The following is an 18,093-nucleotide window of genomic DNA, read 5'->3' as shown; positions in this document are numbered from 1 at the left end:
CCCGGCGTCAGCCACCCACCGCCCGCCCGTCCCCATGCCACGAATGCCACAGCGCCGCGTACGCTCCCCCCGCCGCCACCAACTCCTCGTGCGGCCCGAGTTCGGTCAGCAGCCCGTTCTCCATCACCGCGACCCGGTCCGCGTCGTGCGCGGTGTGCAGCCGGTGAGCGATGGCGATGACGGTCCGGCCCTCCAGCACGGCGGCCAGCGCACGCTCGGTGTGCCGCGCGGTCGCCGGATCCAGCAGAGCAGTCGCCTCGTCCAGGATCAGAGTGTGCGGATCGGCCAGCACCACCCGGGCCAGCGCGAGTTGCTGGGCCTGCGACCCGTCCGTGGCCGAACCGTCCGCACCCAGCGCGGTGTTGAGCCCGTCCGGCAGCTCCCGCACCCACTCCTCGGCACCGACCGCCGAAAGGGCCGCCCACAACTCCTCGTCCGTGGCGGCCGGTTCGGCGATCAGGAGGTTGTCCCGGACCGAGCCCAGGAACACGTGGTGCTCCTGGGTGACCAGCACCACCTGACGGCGCAGCGTCTCCGGTTCCAGACCGGAGACCGGCACCCCGCCCACGGTCACCGTGCCCCCGGTCGGCGCGTCGACGCCCGCCAGCAGCCGGCTCAGCGTGGTCTTCCCGGCGCCGGACGGGCCGACCACCGCGAGCCGTTCACCCGGCCGTACGGTCAGGTCGACGCCGTGCAGCACCTCGCCGCCGCGCTCGTAGGCGTACCGCACCCCGGTCACGTCGATCCGGTCGTCCGCCGGAACCGGGGCGTCGCCGTCGCCCTCCGCCCGGGGCGCCCGGGCCAGCCCCTCCACGCGGGCGAACGAGGCGCCGCTGCTCTGGAGTTGCTCGACCCGCATCAGGATCTGGTCCAGCGGATCGGCGAACTGCCGCAGATACAGTGCCGCCGCCACCACCGCACCCAGGCCCACCGCCCCGCGCCCGTGCAGCCACCCGCCGACGAGCAGCACACCCGCCACCGGGATGGTGTACGACATCTCGACCGCCGGGAAGAACACCGTCCGCAGGAACAGCGTGTACAGCCGGCTCCGCAGCGCCGTCCGCAGCGTGTCCCGGCTCGCGGTGACCCGCCGCTCCTGGAGCCGGAACGCCTCCACCGTGCGGGCCCCGGCCACGGTCGCCGTGAGGATCTCGGCGACCTCCGAATTGGCCGCGCCCTCCGCGAGATAGCCGTCCCGGGCCCGGCGCAGATACCAGCGCAGCGCGAACCAGACCGGCGTGAGCCCCAGCACCCCGAACAGCCCGAGCAGCGGGTCGAGGACGAACACCGCGCCCATCACGAACAGCGCCTGCACCGAGCAGACCAGCAGTTCGGGTCCGACGTCCCGCAGGGTCGTGCCCACGATCGCCACGTCCGCCGTGCCGCGCGCGGTCAGGTCACCCGTCCCGGCCCGCTCCACCACCGACGCGGGCAGCGCCAGCGCCCGGTCCACGAAGTCCTCCCGGACCCGCGCCAGCGTGCGCTCACCGAACCGGTGCCCCACGTACCGCGCCCAGCGCGCCAGCACCAACTGGGCCAGCGAGCACGCCACGATGACAAGGGCCAGCCGGTCCACGGCTCCCACCCCGGCCCCGGCCCGCACCTCGTCCACGATCCGCCCGAGCAGCCACGGCCCGGCGAGCCCGGCCGCGGCGGCCAGCGAGTTCACCACGAGGACGACGGCGAACGCCCGCCGGTCGGCCCGTACCAGCCGCAATGCGGCCCGCCGTACGTCGGCCCGTTCCGCGACGGGCAGTTGACCCTTGGCCAGTGAGGACTGCGTCACCGTACGACCTCCTCCGCGTCCGCGTCCCGGGCCACCAGCGCGCGGTAGCCGGGTTCCTCCGCCAGCAGCCGGCGGTGGCCGCCGCTGGCCGCGACCTTGCCGTCGACCAGGTAGTGCACGGTGTCCGCGTGGTCGAGGACCAGCGGGGACGTCGTGGTCACCACCGTCGTACGGCCCGCGCGCTCCGCGTGCAGCCGCCGCGCGACCGCCGCCTCTGTGTGCGCGTCGAGCGCCGAGGTCGGCTCCACCGCGAGCAGCACCTCGGGCTCGGCGAGCAACGCCCTTACCAGCCGCACCCGTTGACGCTGTCCCCCGGAGAGGCTGCGTCCCTGCGCGGCCACCGCCGAGTCCAGTCCCTCCGCCAGCCCCTGCACGATGTCGTCGGCGGCGGACGCGTGCACGGCCTTCACCACCGCCTCCGCCGACCGCTCCCGACGCCCCGACACCACCTCCGTCAGCGGTCCCGCGAACAGGTCGGCCTCGTTGTCGGCGACCAGGATCCGGGCCCGCACCTGCTCCAGCGGAATCCCGTCGAGCCGCACCCCGCCCCAGGTCACCCCGGACGGCGCGTACCGCCCGAGCCGGTCCACCACGGCCAGCGCATCGCCGGGCCGCGCCCCGACCAGCGCGGTCAGCCGCCCCGGCAGCACCCGCACCCCGGAGTCGGGATCGTGCAGGGCAGCCGGTTCGGCGGGAGCGTCCAACTCCCCGGTGTCCGGCTCGGGTTCGAGCCGCAGCAGCCCTACGACCCGCCGCGCGGCCACCACGCCCCGGCTCAGCTCGTAGACCATCTGGACGAAGAAGGCCACCGGGCCGATCAGGACCGCGACATAGCCGTACACGGCGACCAACTCGCCGATGGTGAGTTGCCCTTGGGCCGCCAGCCGGGCCGCGAGCCAGGTCACCACGGCGAGGAAGAGGGTCGGCAGCCCGACCCCGATCGCCTGCACCCAGCTGGCCACCGCACCCACCCGGTAGCCCTGCACCCGCAGCCGCTGCGAGTCACGCCGGAACGCGTCCGCGAACAGCCCTTTGCCACCAAGGCCGTTGAGGACACGTAGGCCGCCCGCTAGGTCACCGATGCGCGCGGTCAGCACGCTCTGCCGCTCCCGGTACTCCGTCTCCACGCTCTGCAGCCGCAGTGTCAACGGCCCCGCGAGCAGCGCGATCACCGGCACGCCCAGCAGGACGACGACGGCCAGCGGCGCCGAGATCGACAGCAGCACGCCCGCGACCACGCCGTAGACGACGAGGGCGCCGAAGCCGGGCCCGACCACCGTCAGGGACTGGGCGATCGTCCACACGTCACCGACGCCGGTGGTGATCACCTCACCGGCCTGTGCCCGGCGCGACAGCACGGCACCCAGCCGGACCGTCTGCCCGACGATCAGCTTGACCGTGCGGAAGTTGGCGTCGATCCGCACCCGGGTCATCGTGCGGTGCCGCATGATGCTCAGCCACGAGTTGACCGCGCCGACCACGAACAGCGCCGCGGTCCACCAGGCCAGCGTGCCCAGGTGCCCGGGCACCAGCCCGTCGTCGATCGCCCGGGACATCAGATACGGCGCCGCCGCCATCAGCACCATCCACACGCTCGACAGCAGCGCCCCGGACACCGCCCGCCCCGGCTGCCGCAGCACCAGCCACCACAGGAACCGCCAGCCGCCCCGACAGTCGGGTGTCCCGGGATCCTCGTACGGGTCGATCATGTGCCTCCTTGCTCAGGCTGCCGGGCGCGCGCAGCCGTGAGCGATCCGGGGGTGGTTGGAGGCAACGAAGATTACCGAGCGTGAGCGCGGTTGCCCATCGAATATCGCGCGCCGCACGCCGAGGGGCCGGTACGCGGAGTGTGCGTACCGGCCCCAACAGGTGTGCCTCCGCCGGGAGTTACCCCTGCGCGGTCCTACGGCGGCGTATCCACCACACGAGCGCTCCGCCGGCCACGGCGAGGGGTTCTTCGACTACGACGGCCTCCTCCACATGCTCACCGGCGGCGCCCTGTCCGTCTACCGGAACGAGGAATGCCTGGAGTCGACGTTCGTCGTCGACCGCAGAGAGGACGGCGAGGACAGCATCTTCGAGGTCTGGTTTCCCTGAGGCCTCGACGGAACCTCACGCCAGACTGTCCCGCCACGCCCGGTGCAGATCCGCGAACCGCCCTGTGCCCGCGACGAGTTCGCCCGGTGCGCCGTCCTCGATGACCCGGCCGTGTTCCATGACCAGCACCCGGTCCGCGATCTCGACCGTGGACAAGCGGTGCGCGATCACGACCGCCGTACGGCCGCGCAGGACCGTCGACATGGCGCGCTGCACGGCCTGTTCGCCCGGGATGTCGAGGGAACTGGTCGCCTCGTCGAGGATGAGGACCGCCGGGTCGGCGAGCAACGCCCGTGCGAACGCGACGAGTTGGCGCTGGCCCGCCGAGATACGGCCACCCCGCTTGCGTACGTCCGTGTCGTAGCCGTCGGGCAGCGCGCTGATGAAGTCGTGCGCGCCGATCGCCTTCGCCGCGCCCTCGATCTCCTCACGGGTGGCGTCCGGGCGGCCGATCGAGATGTTCTCGGCGACCGTGCCGGAGAACAGGAACGCCTCCTGCGTCACCATCACCACCCCGCGCCGCAGTTCGGGCGCGGACAGCTCGCGCAGGTCGACGCCGTCCAGCAGGACCCGCCCGTCCGAGGGGTCGTAGAAGCGGGCAAGGAGCTTGGCCAGGGTGGACTTGCCGGCGCCGGTGGAGCCGACGACGGCGACCGTCCGGCCGGCGGGCAGGGTGAGGTCGAAGCGGGGGAGGACCTCGCCGCCGGTGCGGTAGGTGAAGCTGACCCCGTCGAAGACGACTTCGCGGCCGGGCTGTTCCGACTCAAGTGCCGGGAGCTGGATGGGGGTTGATGGTTCGGGGACTGACGGGGTCTGGGCCAGCAGGCCCGCGATCTTCTCCAGGGAGGCGGCGGCCGACTGGTACGAGTTGAGGAACATGCCGAGCCGGTCGATCGGGTCGTAGAGCCGCCGTAGGTACAGCACCGCGGCGGCCAGCACGCCCAACTCCAGTGAACCGTCCGCGACCCGGGTCGCGCCCCAGAGCACGATCACCGCGACAGCCGTGTTGGCGACCAGGCGGGAGCCGGTGACATAGCGGGCCATCTCCAACAGGGCGTCGCCGTTGGAGCGTTCGTGCTGTTGGTTGAGGACCTGGAAGTCGGCGTCGTTCACCGCCTCGCGGCGGAACGCGCGGACCGGGCGGATGCCGTTCATCGTCTCGACGAACTTCACGATCACGCGCGCGATCGCCGTGGACCGGATCGCGTACACCCGTACCGCGCGCCGCTGGTAGACCCGCACCAGCAGGTACAACGGCACGAAGGACGCCATCGCGACCGCGCCGAGACCCAGGTCCAGCCAGAGCAGCATCGCCGAGATGTACACGAACGACAGGATGACCGTGATCAGCTCCTGGAGCCCCTCGCTGAGCAGTTCGCGCAGGGCCTCGATGTCCGTGGTGGAACGGGAGATGAGCCGGCCGGACGTGTACCGCTCGTGGAAGTCGATGCTGAGCGCCTGCGCGTGCCGGAAGATACGGCCGCGCAGGTCGAGCAGCACGTCCTGGTTGACGCGGGCGGAGGCGCCGATGAACGCGTACTGGAGTCCGCCGGAGATCAGCGCGCAGAGCAGGTAGCCCGCCCCTACGGCGATCAGCGGGCCGTGGTTGTCGTCCCGGAACGCCGGTACTGCGCGGTCGATGGCGTACGCCACCAGCAGCGGGCCCACCTGCACGGCCGCCTGCTGGAGCAGCAGGAGAAGGGTCGTGACGGCGACCCGCGCCTTCATCGGCGCGAGCAGCGAACCGAGCAGGGCCCGCGTCGCGCCCGGGGGAGTGGGCAGGACGTCCCGGTCGAAGGGGTCGCCCGCGGCGGGCGGGCGCGGGGGTTCGTGGTCGTCGTCGTCGCCGGTGGTGGGGGCGGAGGTGGTGGCCGCGGTCATCGTTCGTCCCCCTGGTGCTCGGCCCCCGACATGAGGTGCGCGTACTCCGCGTTCGTCCGCAGGAGTTCCTGATGCGTGCCCACCGCCGTGATGCGGCCGTCGGACAGCAGGGCCACACGGTCGGCCAGCAACACCGTGGACGGGCGGTGAGCCACGATCAACGCCGTGGTGTCGGCGAGGACGTGGCGCAGCGCGGCTTCCACGGCGGCCTCGGTGTGGACGTCCAGTGCGGAGAGCGGGTCGTCCAGGACGAGGAAGCGGGGTTTGCCCACCACCGCCCTTGCCAGCGCGAGGCGTTGGCGCTGGCCGCCGGAGAGGCTCAGGCCCTGTTCGCCCACCTGGGTGTCCGTGCCCTGCGGCAACGCGTGCGCGAAGTCGGCCTGTGCGACGGCCAGTGCGCGCTCCAACTCCGGTTGTCCCGCGTTCCCTTCGGCTCCCATGAGTACGTTCTCCCCGACGCTGGCCGAGAACAACGTCGGTTCCTCGAAGGCGACGGCGACCATGGCGCGCAGTGTTTGGCGGGGCATGGCGGTGATGTCCTCGCCGTCCAGTGTGATGCGGCCCGATGTCACCTCGTGGAGGCGGGGGACGAGTGCGGTGAGTGTGGTTTTGCCGGTGCCGGTCGCTCCGACCAGGGCCATGGACTCGCCGGGTCTGATGTGCAGGTCGATGTTTTCGAGGGTGGGAGGGGAGTCGGCGGGGGCGTCGGGGTAGCGGAAGGAGACTGTGGAGAAACGGATGCCATCGTTGTCGGGTGCACCGCCGTGGGGGCTGGGCGCGCAGTTCCCCGCGCCCCTACGGGGCGCTTGTTCCTCCGGTGATTCATCCATCACCTCGAAATAGCGCTCCGTCGCCGTCGCCGCCTCCTGGCTCATTGCCAGGAGGAAGCCGATCGACTCCACCGGCCAGCGCAGCGCGAGTGCTGTGGACAGGAATGCCACCAGCGTGCCCGCCGACAGGTTTCCGTCCGCGACCTGCACCGTCCCCACCACCAACGCCGCCCCGAGCGCCAGCTCCGGCAGGGTGACGATGACGCCCCAGATCGTGGCGAGGAGTCGGGCCTTGCGCAGCTCCGTGCCGCGCAGGGTGCGGGACAGGTCGCGGAAGGCCCGTGCCTGGCTGCGGTGCCGGCCGAAGCCCTTGATGATCCGGATGCCGAGGACGCTCTCCTCGACGACCGTCGTGAGGTCGCCGACCTGGTCCTGCGCGAGCCGCGCCACGTGTGCGTACCGCCGCTCGAAGACCACGCACGTGACGATCACCGGTAGGGCGGGGCCGAGGATCACCAGCCCCAGCGTCCAGTCCTGGAGCAGCATGATGATCACGCCCACCAGGATCGTCACGCCGTTGACCAGCAGGAATGTGAGGGGGAAGGCGAGGAACATGCGGAGCAGCATCAGGTCGGTCGTGCCCCGGGAGAGGAGCTGGCCCGACGGCCACCTGTCGTGGAAGGACACCGGCAGGCGTTGCAGATGCCGGTACAGATCCGCCCGCATCTCCGCCTCGACATGCGACAACGGCCGCGCGACCAGCCACCGCCGCAGCCCGAACAGCCCCGCCTCCGCGATCCCGAGCAGCAGCAGATACAGCGCCCCGAGCCACACGCCCGCCGTGTCCCGGTCGGCTACCGGCCCGTCCACCATCCACTTCAGGACGAGCGGGAACACCAGCCCCGTACAGGACGCGACGACGGCGACCCCGGCCGCGGCGAACAGCCGTACCCGCACGGGCCGGACGTACGGCCACAGCCGCGCGAGCGTACGGACCGCGGATCGGTCGGAACGGTCGGTGCGGTCCTTGGTGGTTGCATGTGTCGTCGACATCACGGGCGAGCCTACGGACCACCACTGACAGTGCCCACCGAGTTTTGGCCGACCAGGGGTCGGGTGGGGAGTCGTAGCGGGACATCAACCGATCGGTTGATGTCCCTTCGAGCGCGATGGCCGATGTGCCGGACCCGGCCCCGACGGGACGCTCGAAGCATGTCAGCCACCCCTGTCATCGAAGTCACCGCACTACGGAAGTCCTACGGCGGCCGGGCCGTCGTCGACGGAGTCTCCTTCGCCGTCGAGGAGGGCGAGATCTTCGGGATCCTCGGCCCGAACGGCGCCGGCAAGACCACCACCGTGGAGTGCGTCGAGGGGCTGCGCGTCCCCGACGCGGGCCGCGTCCGTGTCACCGGCCTCGACCCCGTCGCCGACCACGAGCAGGTCGCCCGCGTCCTCGGCGCCCAGCTCCAGGAGAGCGAACTCCAGGCCAAGCTCACCGTCCGCGAGGCCCTGGAGCTGTACGCGGCCCTCTATCCGCACCCCGCCGACTGGCAGCCGCTGGCCGAACGCCTCGGCCTGACCGACAAGTTGACCACCCGGTTCGCGAAGCTGTCCGGCGGCCAGAAGCAGCGCCTGTTCATCGCGCTCGCGCTGATCGGCAACCCCAAGGTCGTCGTCCTCGACGAACTCACCACCGGGCTCGACCCGCGCGCCCGCCGCGACACCTGGCAGCTCATCGAGGACGTCCGGGCGAGCGGGGTCACCGTCCTGCTGGTCACGCACTTCATGGAGGAGGCGCAGCGGCTGTGCGACCGGATCGCCGTGATCGACAAGGGGCGGGTGGCCGCCCTGGACACCCCGGACGGTCTGATCCGGCGTTCGGCGGGCTCCACCGTCATCAGTTTCACGCCCTCCGCGTCGCTGGACGACGGTGACCTGAACGCGCTCCCCGCGCTCACGTCCGTGGCCCGCAAGGACGGGCGGATCACGCTCTCCGGCTCCGACGAGACCGTCAACGCCGTCATCACGCTGCTCGCCCGCAACCACATCACCGCCCACCAACTCCGCGTGTCCGACGCCACGTTGGACGACGCGTTCCTGGACCTGACGGAGGTCGCCCGATGAACACCGCAGTCCTGCGCACCGAGTTGCGCCTCTTCCGCCGCGAACCGGGCGCCCTCTTCTGGATTCTGCTCTTCCCCACCCTGCTGCTGGTGATCCTGGGCTCCATCCCCGGCTTCCGCCACCACCAGGCCGACCTCGGCGGCCTGCGCACGATCGACGTGTACGTCCCGGTCGCCGTTCTCCTCGGCATGATCGTCGGCGCGCTCCAGTCGATGCCGCAGAACCTCACCGGCTACCGCGAACGCGGCATCCTGCGCCGCATGTCCGCCACCCCGGTCCGCCCGAACGTCCTGCTCGCGGCCCAGATGGTCGTCTACGGCACGGCCGCCCTGGCCTCCGCCCTGTGCGCCCTGATCGTCGGACGGCTGGCCTTCGACGTACGTCTGCCGAAGCAGCCCGGCGGCTATCTCCTCGCCCTGCTCCTGGCGATCCTGGCCGCGCTCGCGCTGGGCGCGGTGGTCTCCGCGCTGTCCCGGACCACGAAGATCGCCGGCGCCATCGGGTCGGCTGTGTTCTTCCCGATGATGTTCTGCGCGGGCGTCTGGATCCCGGTGAACTCCATGCCGGACGTCATGGCCCGGATCGTCGGCTACACCCCGTTCGGCGCCGCCGCCGAGGCCCTGAACCGGGCGGCGGCGGGGAACTGGCCGGGTTGGGCCCACCTCGGCGTGCTGGTGGCGTGGACCGTGCTGCTGACCGCCGGCGCCTCGCGCTGGTTCCGCTGGGAGTAGGGGGAGCGGCCGTGCAGACTGGGGAGATGACCACCAGGGACCGGCAGATCGATCGCCGCTGGGAGCAGCTGCACACGTGGGGGCCGTACGGGCTGCTCGGGATCAGTGTCGTCCTCGCGCTCGCCTCCGCCGGTATGTTCGACTACACCACCGAGTGGTACGTCGCCTGGGCCCTGGTCGGCGCCGCGCTCGTCCTCCAGCTGTGGTGGCACGGCACCCGCTCCCGCCGCCCCGGCCGCGGCCGGATTCCGTCGCGGGCGGGGACGCTGTACTACGTCGTCCGCTGGGCCATCGCCTTCGTCCTCACCTGGATCGACCCCTTCTTCGCGTTCTACGCCGCCTCCGGCTTCATGGACGCCGACGAACTGATCCCGGGCACGGTGGCGCAGCGGGTCGGGCTGTTCGCGAGCGCGGTCACCGTGGCCGGAGCGCAGGCCGGTGGGCTGCCGTTCGGGAGCGGACTCCAATGGGTCCTCTTCGCGGCGCTCGTGGCCGCCAACTCCGGCCTGCAGATAGCGATCGCGCATCTCACCGAGCAGGAGTCACTACGCTCCCGCGAGCGCGGAGAGACCATCACCGAACTCGAACGCACCAACACCGCCCTGCAACAGGCCCTCGACGAGAACGCCGCCCTGCACGCCCAACTCCTCGTCCAGGCAAGGGAGGCCGGGGTCGCCGACGAACGCCGCAGGCTTGCCGCCGAGATCCACGACACCATCGCCCAGGGCCTGACCGGCATCATCGCCCAGCTCCAAGTCGTAGCGAACGCACCCGACTTGGCGACCGCACGCACCCATCTCGACCGTGCCTCCGACCTCGCCCGGCACAGCCTCGGCGAGGCCCGCCGTTCCGTGCAGAACCTCGCGCCCATTGCCCTGGAGAACGACGGACTGCCCGAGGCACTGAAGAACACGGTCGCCGAATGGGGCGAACGCGCCGCCGTCCGCGCCGAGTTCACCGTCACCGGCACCACCGAGCAGCTACACGACGAGGTCTCGGCGACCCTGCTGCGCATCGCCCAGGAGGCGTTGTCGAACGCGGCCCGGCACGCCCGCGCCACCCGAGTCGGCGTGACCCTCAGCTTCCTCGGCGACGAGGTCATCCTCGACATCCGCGACGACGGCCGGGGCTTCGACCCGCTCGCCCTCCCCGACCGCACCCGCACCGGCGGCTTCGGCCTCGACGGCATGCGCGCCCGCGCCGAACGCATCGCGGGCTCCCTCACGATCGAGACCGAGCCGGGGCACGGCACGGCCCTGTCGGCTCGCGTACCGTTGGTCCGCCATGAGTGACGAGTTGCTGATCTCCCTGCTGATCGTCGACGACCATCCCGTCGTACGGGACGGTCTGCGCGGCATGTTCGAGTCCGCGCCCGGATTCCGCGTCCTCGGCGAGGCGTCCAACGGCGTCGAGGCCGTGGAGCGGGCCGCCGCCCTCGACCCGGACGTCATCCTGATGGACCTGCGGATGCCGGGCGGCGGGGGAGCCGACGCCATCCGCGAGCTGACCCGCCGCACGGCCCGCGCGAAGGTGCTCGTCCTGACGACGTACGACACCGACTCCGACACCCTGCCCGCGATCGAGGCGGGCGCGACGGGCTACCTCCTGAAGGACGCCCCGCGCGACGAGTTGTTCACCGCCGTCCGCGCGGCGGCGGAAGGCCGTACGGTCCTCTCTCCCGCCGTCGCCTCCCGCCTGGTCTCCGCGGTCCGCAGCCCCCAGGCCCCCGGCAACGAGCCGCTCTCCGCCCGCGAACGCGAAGTGCTGGTCCTCGTCGCCAAGGGCACGTCCAACCGCGAGATCGCCCGCGAACTCTTCATCAGCGAGGCGACCGTCAAGACCCATCTCACCCACCTGTACGGCAAGTTGGGCGTCAAGGACCGCGCGGCGGCCGTGGCGGTGGCGTACGAGCGGGGGATTCTCGGCTGACCGAGGCGGGTCCTGGCCGGCTAGGCGGCCGGGTACGGCAGCAGACCGCTCGCGGTCTTCTCCCAGGCCGCCTTCAGCTCGGCGAGCAACTCCGGCTTGTCGGGGGCCAGATCGGCCTGCTCGCGCAGATCGGCGCCGAGGTCGAAGAGGTGGTCGTCGCCGTCCTCGTCCTGGTAGTACTTCCAATCACCGCGCCGCAGCGCCCGGTGTACAGGCTGAACCGGGTCGGCGAGCAGGTCGCGGAGCCGGAGTAGGCGTCCGTGAACCGCACCCCTGCCGGGCCAGCCGGTCCAGGTTCGGCGTCTTGATGTGCGGGGCGCCGTAGGAGGACAGGTCGGCCCAGCCGAGGTCGTCGCCGAGGATGACGAGGAGGTTGGGGCGCTTGCCGGAGGCGGCGGGGCGAGCCTTGAACGGGCGCTCGGCGAGGGCCGGTTCGGCGGCCTCGGCGGTGGCGGCCGTACCGGCGACGGCGGTGACGGCACCGCCACCGACGAGGCCGCCGAAGGCGCGGCGGGACATCTCAGGCATGCGAGATCCTTGGGGAGAGGCGACGGAAGCAGGGGGTGGCGTGCTGTCCATGCGATCAGCCGTTCGGCCGCATGCCCAGCCATCCGCCCCGGAGTTCACGGACCTGAAACGTCGCCCGGCCGGAACCTCAGCCGCCCCTCAGCCGACCTTCAGCAACAGCACAGCCCGCGCCGGCACCGTGATCGCCGCCCCCGCCCGGTGCACCACCCCGGGCGCCTCCCCCTGCTCCTCCCGTGACGTGTCGACGACCACCTCGTACCGCTCCGCCCACGGCGGCCCCGGCAGCACGAAGCTCACCGGCCGGTCGCCGGCGTGCAGGACGGCGAGGAAGCTGTCGTCGAGGATCGGGGCGCCGCGTTCGTCGCGGCCGGGGATGTCCCGCCCGGAGAGGTACATGCCGAGGGTGGCGGCGGGCGCGTACCAGTCCCGTTCCGTCATCTCCGTGCCGTGCGCGGTGAACCAGGCCAAGTCCCTTATACCGTCCGCCGAATGGGCCCGCCCGGAGAAGAACGCCCGGCGGCGCAGCACCGGATGGCGGTGCCGCAGGTCGATCAGCCGGGCGGTGAGGTCGGTCAGCGCCCGCCAGCCCGGGTCGTCCAGCAGACCCCAGTCCACCCAACTGATCTCGTTGTCCTGGCAGTAGGCGTTGTTGTTGCCCCGCTGCGTCCGCCCCAGCTCGTCGCCCGCGACCAGCATCGGCACGCCTGTGGACATCAGCAGCGTGGTGAGGAGGTTCCTCAACTGCCGTCGCCGTAGCGCTTTTACGCGCTCGTCGTCCGTGTCGCCCTCGACCCCGCAGTTCCAGGAGCGGTTGTCGTCCGTGCCGTCCCGGTTGCCCTCGCCGTTGGCCTCGTTGTGCTTGCGCTCGTACGACACCAGGTCCCGCAGCGTGTAACCGTCGTGCGCCGTAACGAAGTTGACCGATGCGTAAGGGCGCCGGCCGCCCCACGCGTACAGGTCGCTCGAACCCGACAGGCGGTACCCGAGGTCCCGTACGTCCGGCAGCGCACCGCGCCAGAAGTCCCGGACGGCGTTGCGGTAACGGTCGTTCCACTCCGTCCACAGGGGTGGGAAGGCGCCGACCTGGTAGCCGCCCGAGCCGACGTCCCACGGCTCGGCGATCAGCTTCACCCGCCGTAGCACCGGGTCCTGGGCGATCACCGCGAGGAACGGGGACAGCATGTCGACGTCGTGCATCGAGCGGGCCAGCGCCGCCGCGAGGTCGAAGCGGAAGCCGTCGACGCCCATCTCGGTGACCCAGTAGCGCAGGGAGTCGGTGATGAGCCGGAGCACGTGCGGCTGCACCACGTGCAGGGTGTTGCCGCAGCCGGTGTAGTCCGTGTAGCGGCGGGCGTCGCTCTGGAGGCGGTAGTAGCCGCGGTTGTCGATGCCCTTCAACGACAGCATCGGGCCCAACTCGCCTGCTTCGGCCGTGTGGTTGTAGACCACGTCGAGGATGACCTCGATCCCGGCCTCGTGCAGCGCCCGCACCATCCGCTTGAACTCGCCGACCTGTTGACCCGCCGTGCCGGTCGCCGCGTAGGCCGCGTGCGGGGCGAAGTAGCCGATGGAGTTGTAACCCCAGTAGTTCTTCAGGCCCTTGCGGAGTAGATGGTCCTCGTGCGCGAACTGGTGGACAGGGAGCAGCTCCACGGCCGTCACGCCCAGTTTCACCAGGTGCTCGATGGCCGCCGGGTGCGCCAACCCGGCGTAGGTGCCCCGGAGTTCCTCGGGTATGCCGGGGTGCAGCTTGGTGAAGCCGCCGACGTGCAGTTCGTAGATCACTGAGTCCGCCCACGGGGTTTTGGGGCGGCGGTCGTCCATCCACTCGTCGTCGGTGGTGTCGTCGTGGACGACGACGCCCTTCGGGACGTGGGGCGCGGAGTCGCGGTCGTCGCGCACGGTGTCCGAGACCTGCTGCTGCGGCCAGTCCCGGACGTGCGCGTACACCTCGGGCGGCAGCCCGAACTCGCCGTCCACCGCCCGCGCGTACGGGTCGAGGAGCAGCTTCGCCGGGTTCCAGCGGGCGCCGGTCCACGGGTCCCAGCGGCCGTGCACCCGGAAGCCGTAGCGCTGCCCGGGCAGTACACCGGGCAGGAAGCCGTGCCAGATCTCGTGCGTCAGCTCGGTCAGCGGGGCGCGGGTCTCCAGGCCGTCCTCGTCGAAGAGGCACAGCTCGACCGCCTCCGCACCCCCCGCCCACAGCGCGAAGTTGGTGCCCGCCACCCCGTCCGGGCCGACCCGGAACCGGGCCCCCAACGGCATCGACGCCCCCGGCCACACGGGCACGGGCGGCCCCGTGTGCGGGGCGCCGTTCAGCACGGGGGCGGCGCGCGGCGACGGCACGGCCGCGTCGACGACGGATCGCTCCACCGGCACGCCGTCGTCGACGCGCCCCTCCTGCACGGCCTCCTGCTCGGCTGCGCTCGACACCGTCCGGCCTCCCGCGGCTCATGGAACGACGAGGTGAAGGGCGCACGGCGTCCCGGCCGCGTGTGCCTGTCATGTCGTCCTCCCCACTGTTCTGCCCAGAGCTTGCGTCGCACTCACGTTTCCCTGAGGCGGGCCCGCTCGTTGGGCACCCCGTGAGGCATGCACAAGGGCGCGCGCGACGCGCAGGGTTCGCACTGGCCGCCGTACTGACCTGGGCAGGACTGCTGGCCGGAGCCACCGGCTGTACTTCGGACGGCTCGGGCGGGGGCGGCATCGACGAGATCTTCGGCAAGGCACCGGCACCCGAGGATGTGATCCGGATCTCGCCCGACGACGCCAGCAAGGGCGTCAAACCCGACCAGCGACTCGTGGTCCGGGTGCCCAGCGGGCGCCTGGAGTCCGTGCAGGTGGTGAAGGAACAGGACGCCCAGGACACCCCCGTCCCCGGCCGCATCTCCGACGACGGACTGCGCTGGGAACCCGAGGACGGACGGCTCGCGCTGGCCGCCGCGTACACCGTCGACGCGGTCGCCCTCGACGGCCACGGGCGCCGCTCCGCCCGGCACACCACGTTCACGACCTACGTCCCCGACGAACGGTTCATCTCGTACGTCACTCCGGAGAACCGCGCCACGGTCGGCACCGGGATGATCGTCTCCCTCGGCTTCAACCGGGAGATCGAGAACCGGGCCGCCGTCGAGCGCGCCATCCACGTCACCGCGAAACCCGCCGTCGAGGTCCGCCCGCACTGGTTCGGCAAGGACCGCCTCGACTTCCGCCCCGAGGCCTACTGGAAACCCGGCACCCAGGTCACCGTCGCCCTCCGCCTGCGCGACGTGGAAGGCGCCCCCGGCGTCTACGGCCTCCAGTACAAGACGTTCTCCTTCACCGTCGGCCGCAGCCAGGTCTCCCTCGTCGACGCCGCCAAGCACACCATGGAGGTGCGGCGCGACGGCGACCTGCTGGCCACCGTGCCCATCACGGCAGGCGCCCCTGGGAAGACCACGTACAACGGGAAAATGGTGGTCATGGAGATGCTGGAGGTCACCCGTATGAACAGCCGCACGGTCGGCTTCGGCGGCGAGTACGACATCCCCGACGTCCCGCACGCCATGAAGCTCACCGACTCCGGCACCTTTCTGCACGGCAACTACTGGGCGCCGACCGCCCCCGGACGCGTCAACGTCAGCCACGGGTGCGTGGGACTGCGCGATGTGAAGGGCGGGAGCTCGGACACCCCGGCCGGCTGGTTCTTCGACCGCAGCATCGTCGGGGACGTCGTCGAGGTCGTGCACAGCAACGACAAACAGGTCGCTCCGGACAACGGCCTCGGCGGGTGGAACATGGGTTGGAAGGAGTGGATGGCGGGCAGTGCGCTCAAGTGACCGGAGAAGCGGCGGGGAGCCTGTGTCAGGCGGCAGTTGAAGTTGCGACCGAACGGTGACATTCGCCTGACATGAAGCTCAAAACCTGGCGGTTAATATGCGCGGATGCGCACGTCAGATGCGCTGGGGTGTGCGGGCCGGACCGGGCCCGGCGAGGGGAGAAAGTCTTGAACGTGCGACCGATATCGGGCGCGTCGGGGGACGCGCGCGGCCGGAGAAACAAGGGGCTGCTGGCGCTGATCCTGGGCGTGCTGCTGCTCGCCGTGACCGCGTGCGGGGGCGGCGGCGGTTCGAACTCCGGGTCCGGCTCGGGCGACAGCAAGGCCAAGGGCTCGGACACGGCCGAGACCAAGCAGTCGCAGGCGGTCGTCACCATCGCGCCCAAGAACGGCTCGAAGTCCGTCGACACCAGTGGCGCTCTCAAGATCAGCGCCGCGAAGGGCAAGTTGACCGAGGTCACCGTCAAGGACACCGCCGGCACCAAGGTCTCCGGCGCGATCACCGGCGGCGGCGCGAGCTGGACGCCCGCGACGCACCTGGCCGCCGCCACCAAGTACACCGTGCACGCGGTCGCCAAGGACTCCGACGGCCGGGTCGCCGCCGAGGACTCCAGCTTCACCACGCTGACCCCGAAGAACACCTTCATCGGCGACTTCACCCCCGAGGACGGCTCCACGGTCGGCGTCGGGATGCCCTTCTCGGTCAACTTCACCCGGGGCATCACGCACCCCGACGACGTGAAGAAGGCCTTCACCATCACGACCGTGCCGGCCGTCGACGTCGAGGGCCACTGGTTCGGCAACGACCGCCTCGACTTCCGCCCCGAGAACTACTGGAAGTCCGGCACCAAGGTCACCGTCAAGCTCAACCTCGACGGCGTCGAGGGCCGTCCGGGCGTCTACGGCAAGCAGACCAAGACGGTCTCCTTCACCATCGGCCGCAACCAGGTCTCCGTGGTCGACGCCAAGAAGCACACCATGAAGGTCACCCAGGACGGCAGGACCATCAAGACCATCCCGGTCACCACCGGCAAGCCCGGCTACGACACCTGGAACGGCCAGATGGTCATGAGCGAGAAGCTCCAAGTGACCCGGATGAACGGCGAAACGGTCGGCTACGGCGGCGAGTACGACATCAAGGACGTCCCGCACGCCATCCGCCTCACCACCTCCGGCACCTTCATCCACGGCAACTACTGGGGCGGCGGCGCCTTCGGCAACTACAACGCCAGCCACGGCTGCGTCGGCCTGCGGGACGTCAAGGGCGGCTACAGCAGCAGCGTTCCGGCCGCCTGGTTCTACAACCACTCGATGATCGGCGACGTGGTCGTCGTCAAGCACTCCGACGACGAGACCGTGGCGCCGGACAACGGGCTCAACGGCTGGAACATGTCGTGGGACAAGTGGAAGGCGTAAGAAGCCAGTTGATGGCTGGTTGATCCGCGGGCCCGGTGCTGTGACACACAGCACCGGGCCCGTTGTCGTTAGCGCGCGTTAACCTTCGGGCATGACCGTGAATCTCGAAGTCGCCGAGGGCGTCGGCACGATCCGCCTCGACCGCCCGCCGATGAACGCCCTGGACGTCGCCACCCAGGACCGCCTCAAGGAACTCGCCGAGGAGGCGACGCGTCGCGACGACGTGCGGGCGGTGGTGGTCTACGGCGGGGAGAAGGTGTTCGCGGCGGGGGCGGACATCAAGGAGATGCAGCGCATGGACCACGCGGCGATGGTCGTACGGTCGCGGGCGTTGCAGGAGTCGTTCACGGCGGTGGCCCGTATCCCGAAGCCGGTCGTTGCGGCGATCACCGGCTATGCGCTGGGCGGGGGTTGCGAGTTGGCGTTGTGCGCGGACTTCCGGATCGCGGCGGACAACGCGAAGCTCGGGCAGCCGGAGATTCTGCTGGGGTTGATTCCGGGTGCGGGTGGTACGCAGCGGCTGGCGCGTCTGATCGGTCCGTCGAAGGCGAAGGACCTGATCTTCACGGGTCGGATGGTGAAGGCGGACGAGGCGTTGGTGTTGGGGCTCGTGGACCGGCTCGTCCCCGCTGCCGAGGTGTACACGGAGGCGCATGCGTGGGCGGCGAAGCTGGCGCAGGGTCCGGCGATCGCACTCCGCGCCGCGAAGGAAGCGATCGACACGGGTCTGGAGACGGACATCGAGACGGGTCTTGCCGTCGAACGCACGTGGTTCGCCGGGCTGTTCGCGACCGAGGACCGGGAGCGTGGCATGCGGAGCTTCGTCGAAGAGGGCCCCGGCAAGGCCAAGTTCCTCTGAATCGGTCCCCGAAATCCCGCTGAACCACTTGCAATTGACGCGATGTCTCATCCGGGTCCCTCGACGGGGCGGATTATGGGAACCTTAACGTGACCTTAAGTCTGCCTTGTCGAGGGAGCCTGTCGATTGCCTCCAACAGAGCCTTCACCGCAGGT

General features: G+C 70.9%; 13 protein-coding genes and 1 pseudogene. 8 read left to right on the top strand and 6 right to left on the bottom strand.

The window, feature by feature from the left end:
• Positions 1-7: 7 nt before the first annotated feature.
• Positions 8-1,771, bottom strand: coding sequence for an ABC transporter ATP-binding protein (locus tag AB0I69_RS20280; RefSeq protein ID WP_363097124.1), 1,764 nt, complete (start codon positions 1,769-1,771; stop codon positions 8-10).
• A gap of 11 nt (positions 1,772-1,782) precedes the next feature.
• Positions 1,783-3,495, bottom strand: a complete 1,713-nt coding sequence (locus tag AB0I69_RS20275) for an ABC transporter ATP-binding protein (RefSeq protein ID WP_363097005.1) — start codon at positions 3,493-3,495, stop codon at positions 1,783-1,785.
• 160 nt (positions 3,496-3,655) lie between these two features.
• Between AB0I69_RS20275 and AB0I69_RS20270 the strand changes: the two genes are divergently transcribed.
• Positions 3,656-3,883, top strand: coding sequence for a hypothetical protein (locus AB0I69_RS20270; protein ID WP_363097004.1), 228 nt, complete (start codon positions 3,656-3,658; stop codon positions 3,881-3,883).
• A gap of 15 nt (positions 3,884-3,898) precedes the next feature.
• Here the strand turns inward: AB0I69_RS20270 and AB0I69_RS20265 are convergent, their stop codons facing one another.
• The gene (locus AB0I69_RS20265) at positions 3,899-5,764 is read right to left on the bottom strand and encodes an ABC transporter ATP-binding protein (RefSeq protein WP_363097003.1); all 1,866 of its coding nucleotides are present in this window, start codon (positions 5,762-5,764) and stop codon (positions 3,899-3,901) included.
• The gene (locus AB0I69_RS20260; protein ID WP_363097002.1) at positions 5,761-7,587 is read right to left on the bottom strand and encodes an ABC transporter ATP-binding protein; all 1,827 of its coding nucleotides are present in this window, start codon (positions 7,585-7,587) and stop codon (positions 5,761-5,763) included. Before AB0I69_RS20260 ends, AB0I69_RS20265 begins: the two co-directional genes overlap by 4 nt.
• Positions 7,588-7,746: 159 nt before the next feature.
• Between AB0I69_RS20260 and AB0I69_RS20255 the strand changes: the two genes are divergently transcribed.
• The 4 genes from AB0I69_RS20255 to AB0I69_RS20240 are packed head-to-tail and all read left to right on the top strand — an operon-like array spanning position 7,747 to position 11,318.
• On the top strand, positions 7,747-8,658 hold the full coding sequence (locus AB0I69_RS20255) for an ABC transporter ATP-binding protein (RefSeq protein ID WP_363097001.1): 912 nt from the start codon (positions 7,747-7,749) through the stop codon (positions 8,656-8,658).
• Entirely contained in the window at positions 8,655-9,389 is a 735-nt protein-coding gene (locus AB0I69_RS20250; RefSeq protein ID WP_363097000.1) for an ABC transporter permease, read from the top strand. The genes AB0I69_RS20255 and AB0I69_RS20250 overlap by 4 nt, the downstream gene beginning before the upstream one ends.
• A gap of 26 nt (positions 9,390-9,415) precedes the next feature.
• Complete coding sequence (locus AB0I69_RS20245) at positions 9,416-10,681, top strand: sensor histidine kinase (protein ID WP_363096999.1); 1,266 nt, start codon at positions 9,416-9,418, stop codon at positions 10,679-10,681.
• A complete protein-coding gene (locus AB0I69_RS20240) occupies positions 10,674-11,318 on the top strand; it encodes a response regulator transcription factor (protein ID WP_363096998.1) in 645 nt (214 codons plus the stop codon). The genes AB0I69_RS20245 and AB0I69_RS20240 overlap by 8 nt, the downstream gene beginning before the upstream one ends.
• Before the next feature lie 199 nt (positions 11,319-11,517).
• On the opposite strand, the pseudogene AB0I69_RS20235 reads toward AB0I69_RS20240, so the two are convergent.
• Together AB0I69_RS20235 and glgX are read right to left on the bottom strand one after the other, a co-directional pair.
• Positions 11,518-11,846, bottom strand: a pseudogene (locus AB0I69_RS20235) (sulfatase-like hydrolase/transferase); the annotation flags it as partial.
• Between the two features lie 138 nt (positions 11,847-11,984).
• The gene (gene glgX / locus AB0I69_RS20230; RefSeq protein ID WP_363096997.1) at positions 11,985-14,279 is read right to left on the bottom strand and encodes a glycogen debranching protein GlgX; all 2,295 of its coding nucleotides are present in this window, start codon (positions 14,277-14,279) and stop codon (positions 11,985-11,987) included.
• 152 nt (positions 14,280-14,431) lie between these two features.
• On the opposite strand from glgX, the gene AB0I69_RS20225 reads away from it, so the two are divergent.
• From AB0I69_RS20225 to AB0I69_RS20215, 3 genes are all read left to right on the top strand, one after another.
• Entirely contained in the window at positions 14,432-15,664 is a 1,233-nt protein-coding gene (locus AB0I69_RS20225) for an Ig-like domain-containing protein (protein WP_363096996.1), read from the top strand.
• Positions 15,665-15,831: 167 nt separating this feature from the next.
• Positions 15,832-17,079 (top strand): Ig-like domain-containing protein, encoded by a 1,248-nt coding sequence (locus AB0I69_RS20220; protein ID WP_363096995.1) that lies wholly within the window; start codon positions 15,832-15,834, stop codon positions 17,077-17,079.
• Between the two features lie 91 nt (positions 17,080-17,170).
• Positions 17,171-17,938 carry an enoyl-CoA hydratase-related protein gene (locus AB0I69_RS20215; protein WP_363096994.1) on the top strand — a complete coding sequence of 256 codons (768 nt, stop codon included), beginning with the start codon at positions 17,171-17,173 and terminating at the stop codon, positions 17,936-17,938.
• Positions 17,939-18,093: the final 155 nt, after the last annotated feature.

The organism is Streptomyces sp. NPDC050508, assembly GCF_040655155.1.
In the GTDB taxonomy this organism is placed as follows: Bacteria; Actinomycetota; Actinomycetes; order Streptomycetales; family Streptomycetaceae; genus Streptomyces.
The sequence above is the reverse complement of the archived record's forward strand: the minus strand, read 5'-3'. Positions and strand labels throughout refer to the sequence as shown.

Bases quoted from the DNA above. Each gene is read 5' to 3' on its own strand.
- AB0I69_RS20260 (WP_363097002.1), bottom strand. From the start codon at position 7,587: ATGTCGACGACACATGCAACCACCAAGGACCGCACCGACCGTTCCGAC.
- AB0I69_RS20250 (WP_363097000.1), top strand. From the start codon at position 8,655: ATGAACACCGCAGTCCTGCGCACCGAGTTGCGCCTCTTCCGCCGCGAA.
- AB0I69_RS20275 (WP_363097005.1), bottom strand. From the start codon at position 3,495: ATGATCGACCCGTACGAGGATCCCGGGACACCCGACTGTCGGGGCGGC.
- AB0I69_RS20255 (WP_363097001.1), top strand. From the start codon at position 7,747: ATGTCAGCCACCCCTGTCATCGAAGTCACCGCACTACGGAAGTCCTAC.
- AB0I69_RS20245 (WP_363096999.1), top strand. From the start codon at position 9,416: ATGACCACCAGGGACCGGCAGATCGATCGCCGCTGGGAGCAGCTGCAC.
- AB0I69_RS20240 (WP_363096998.1), top strand. From the start codon at position 10,674: ATGAGTGACGAGTTGCTGATCTCCCTGCTGATCGTCGACGACCATCCC.
- AB0I69_RS20215 (WP_363096994.1), top strand. From the start codon at position 17,171: ATGACCGTGAATCTCGAAGTCGCCGAGGGCGTCGGCACGATCCGCCTC.
- AB0I69_RS20265 (WP_363097003.1), bottom strand. From the start codon at position 5,764: ATGACCGCGGCCACCACCTCCGCCCCCACCACCGGCGACGACGACGAC.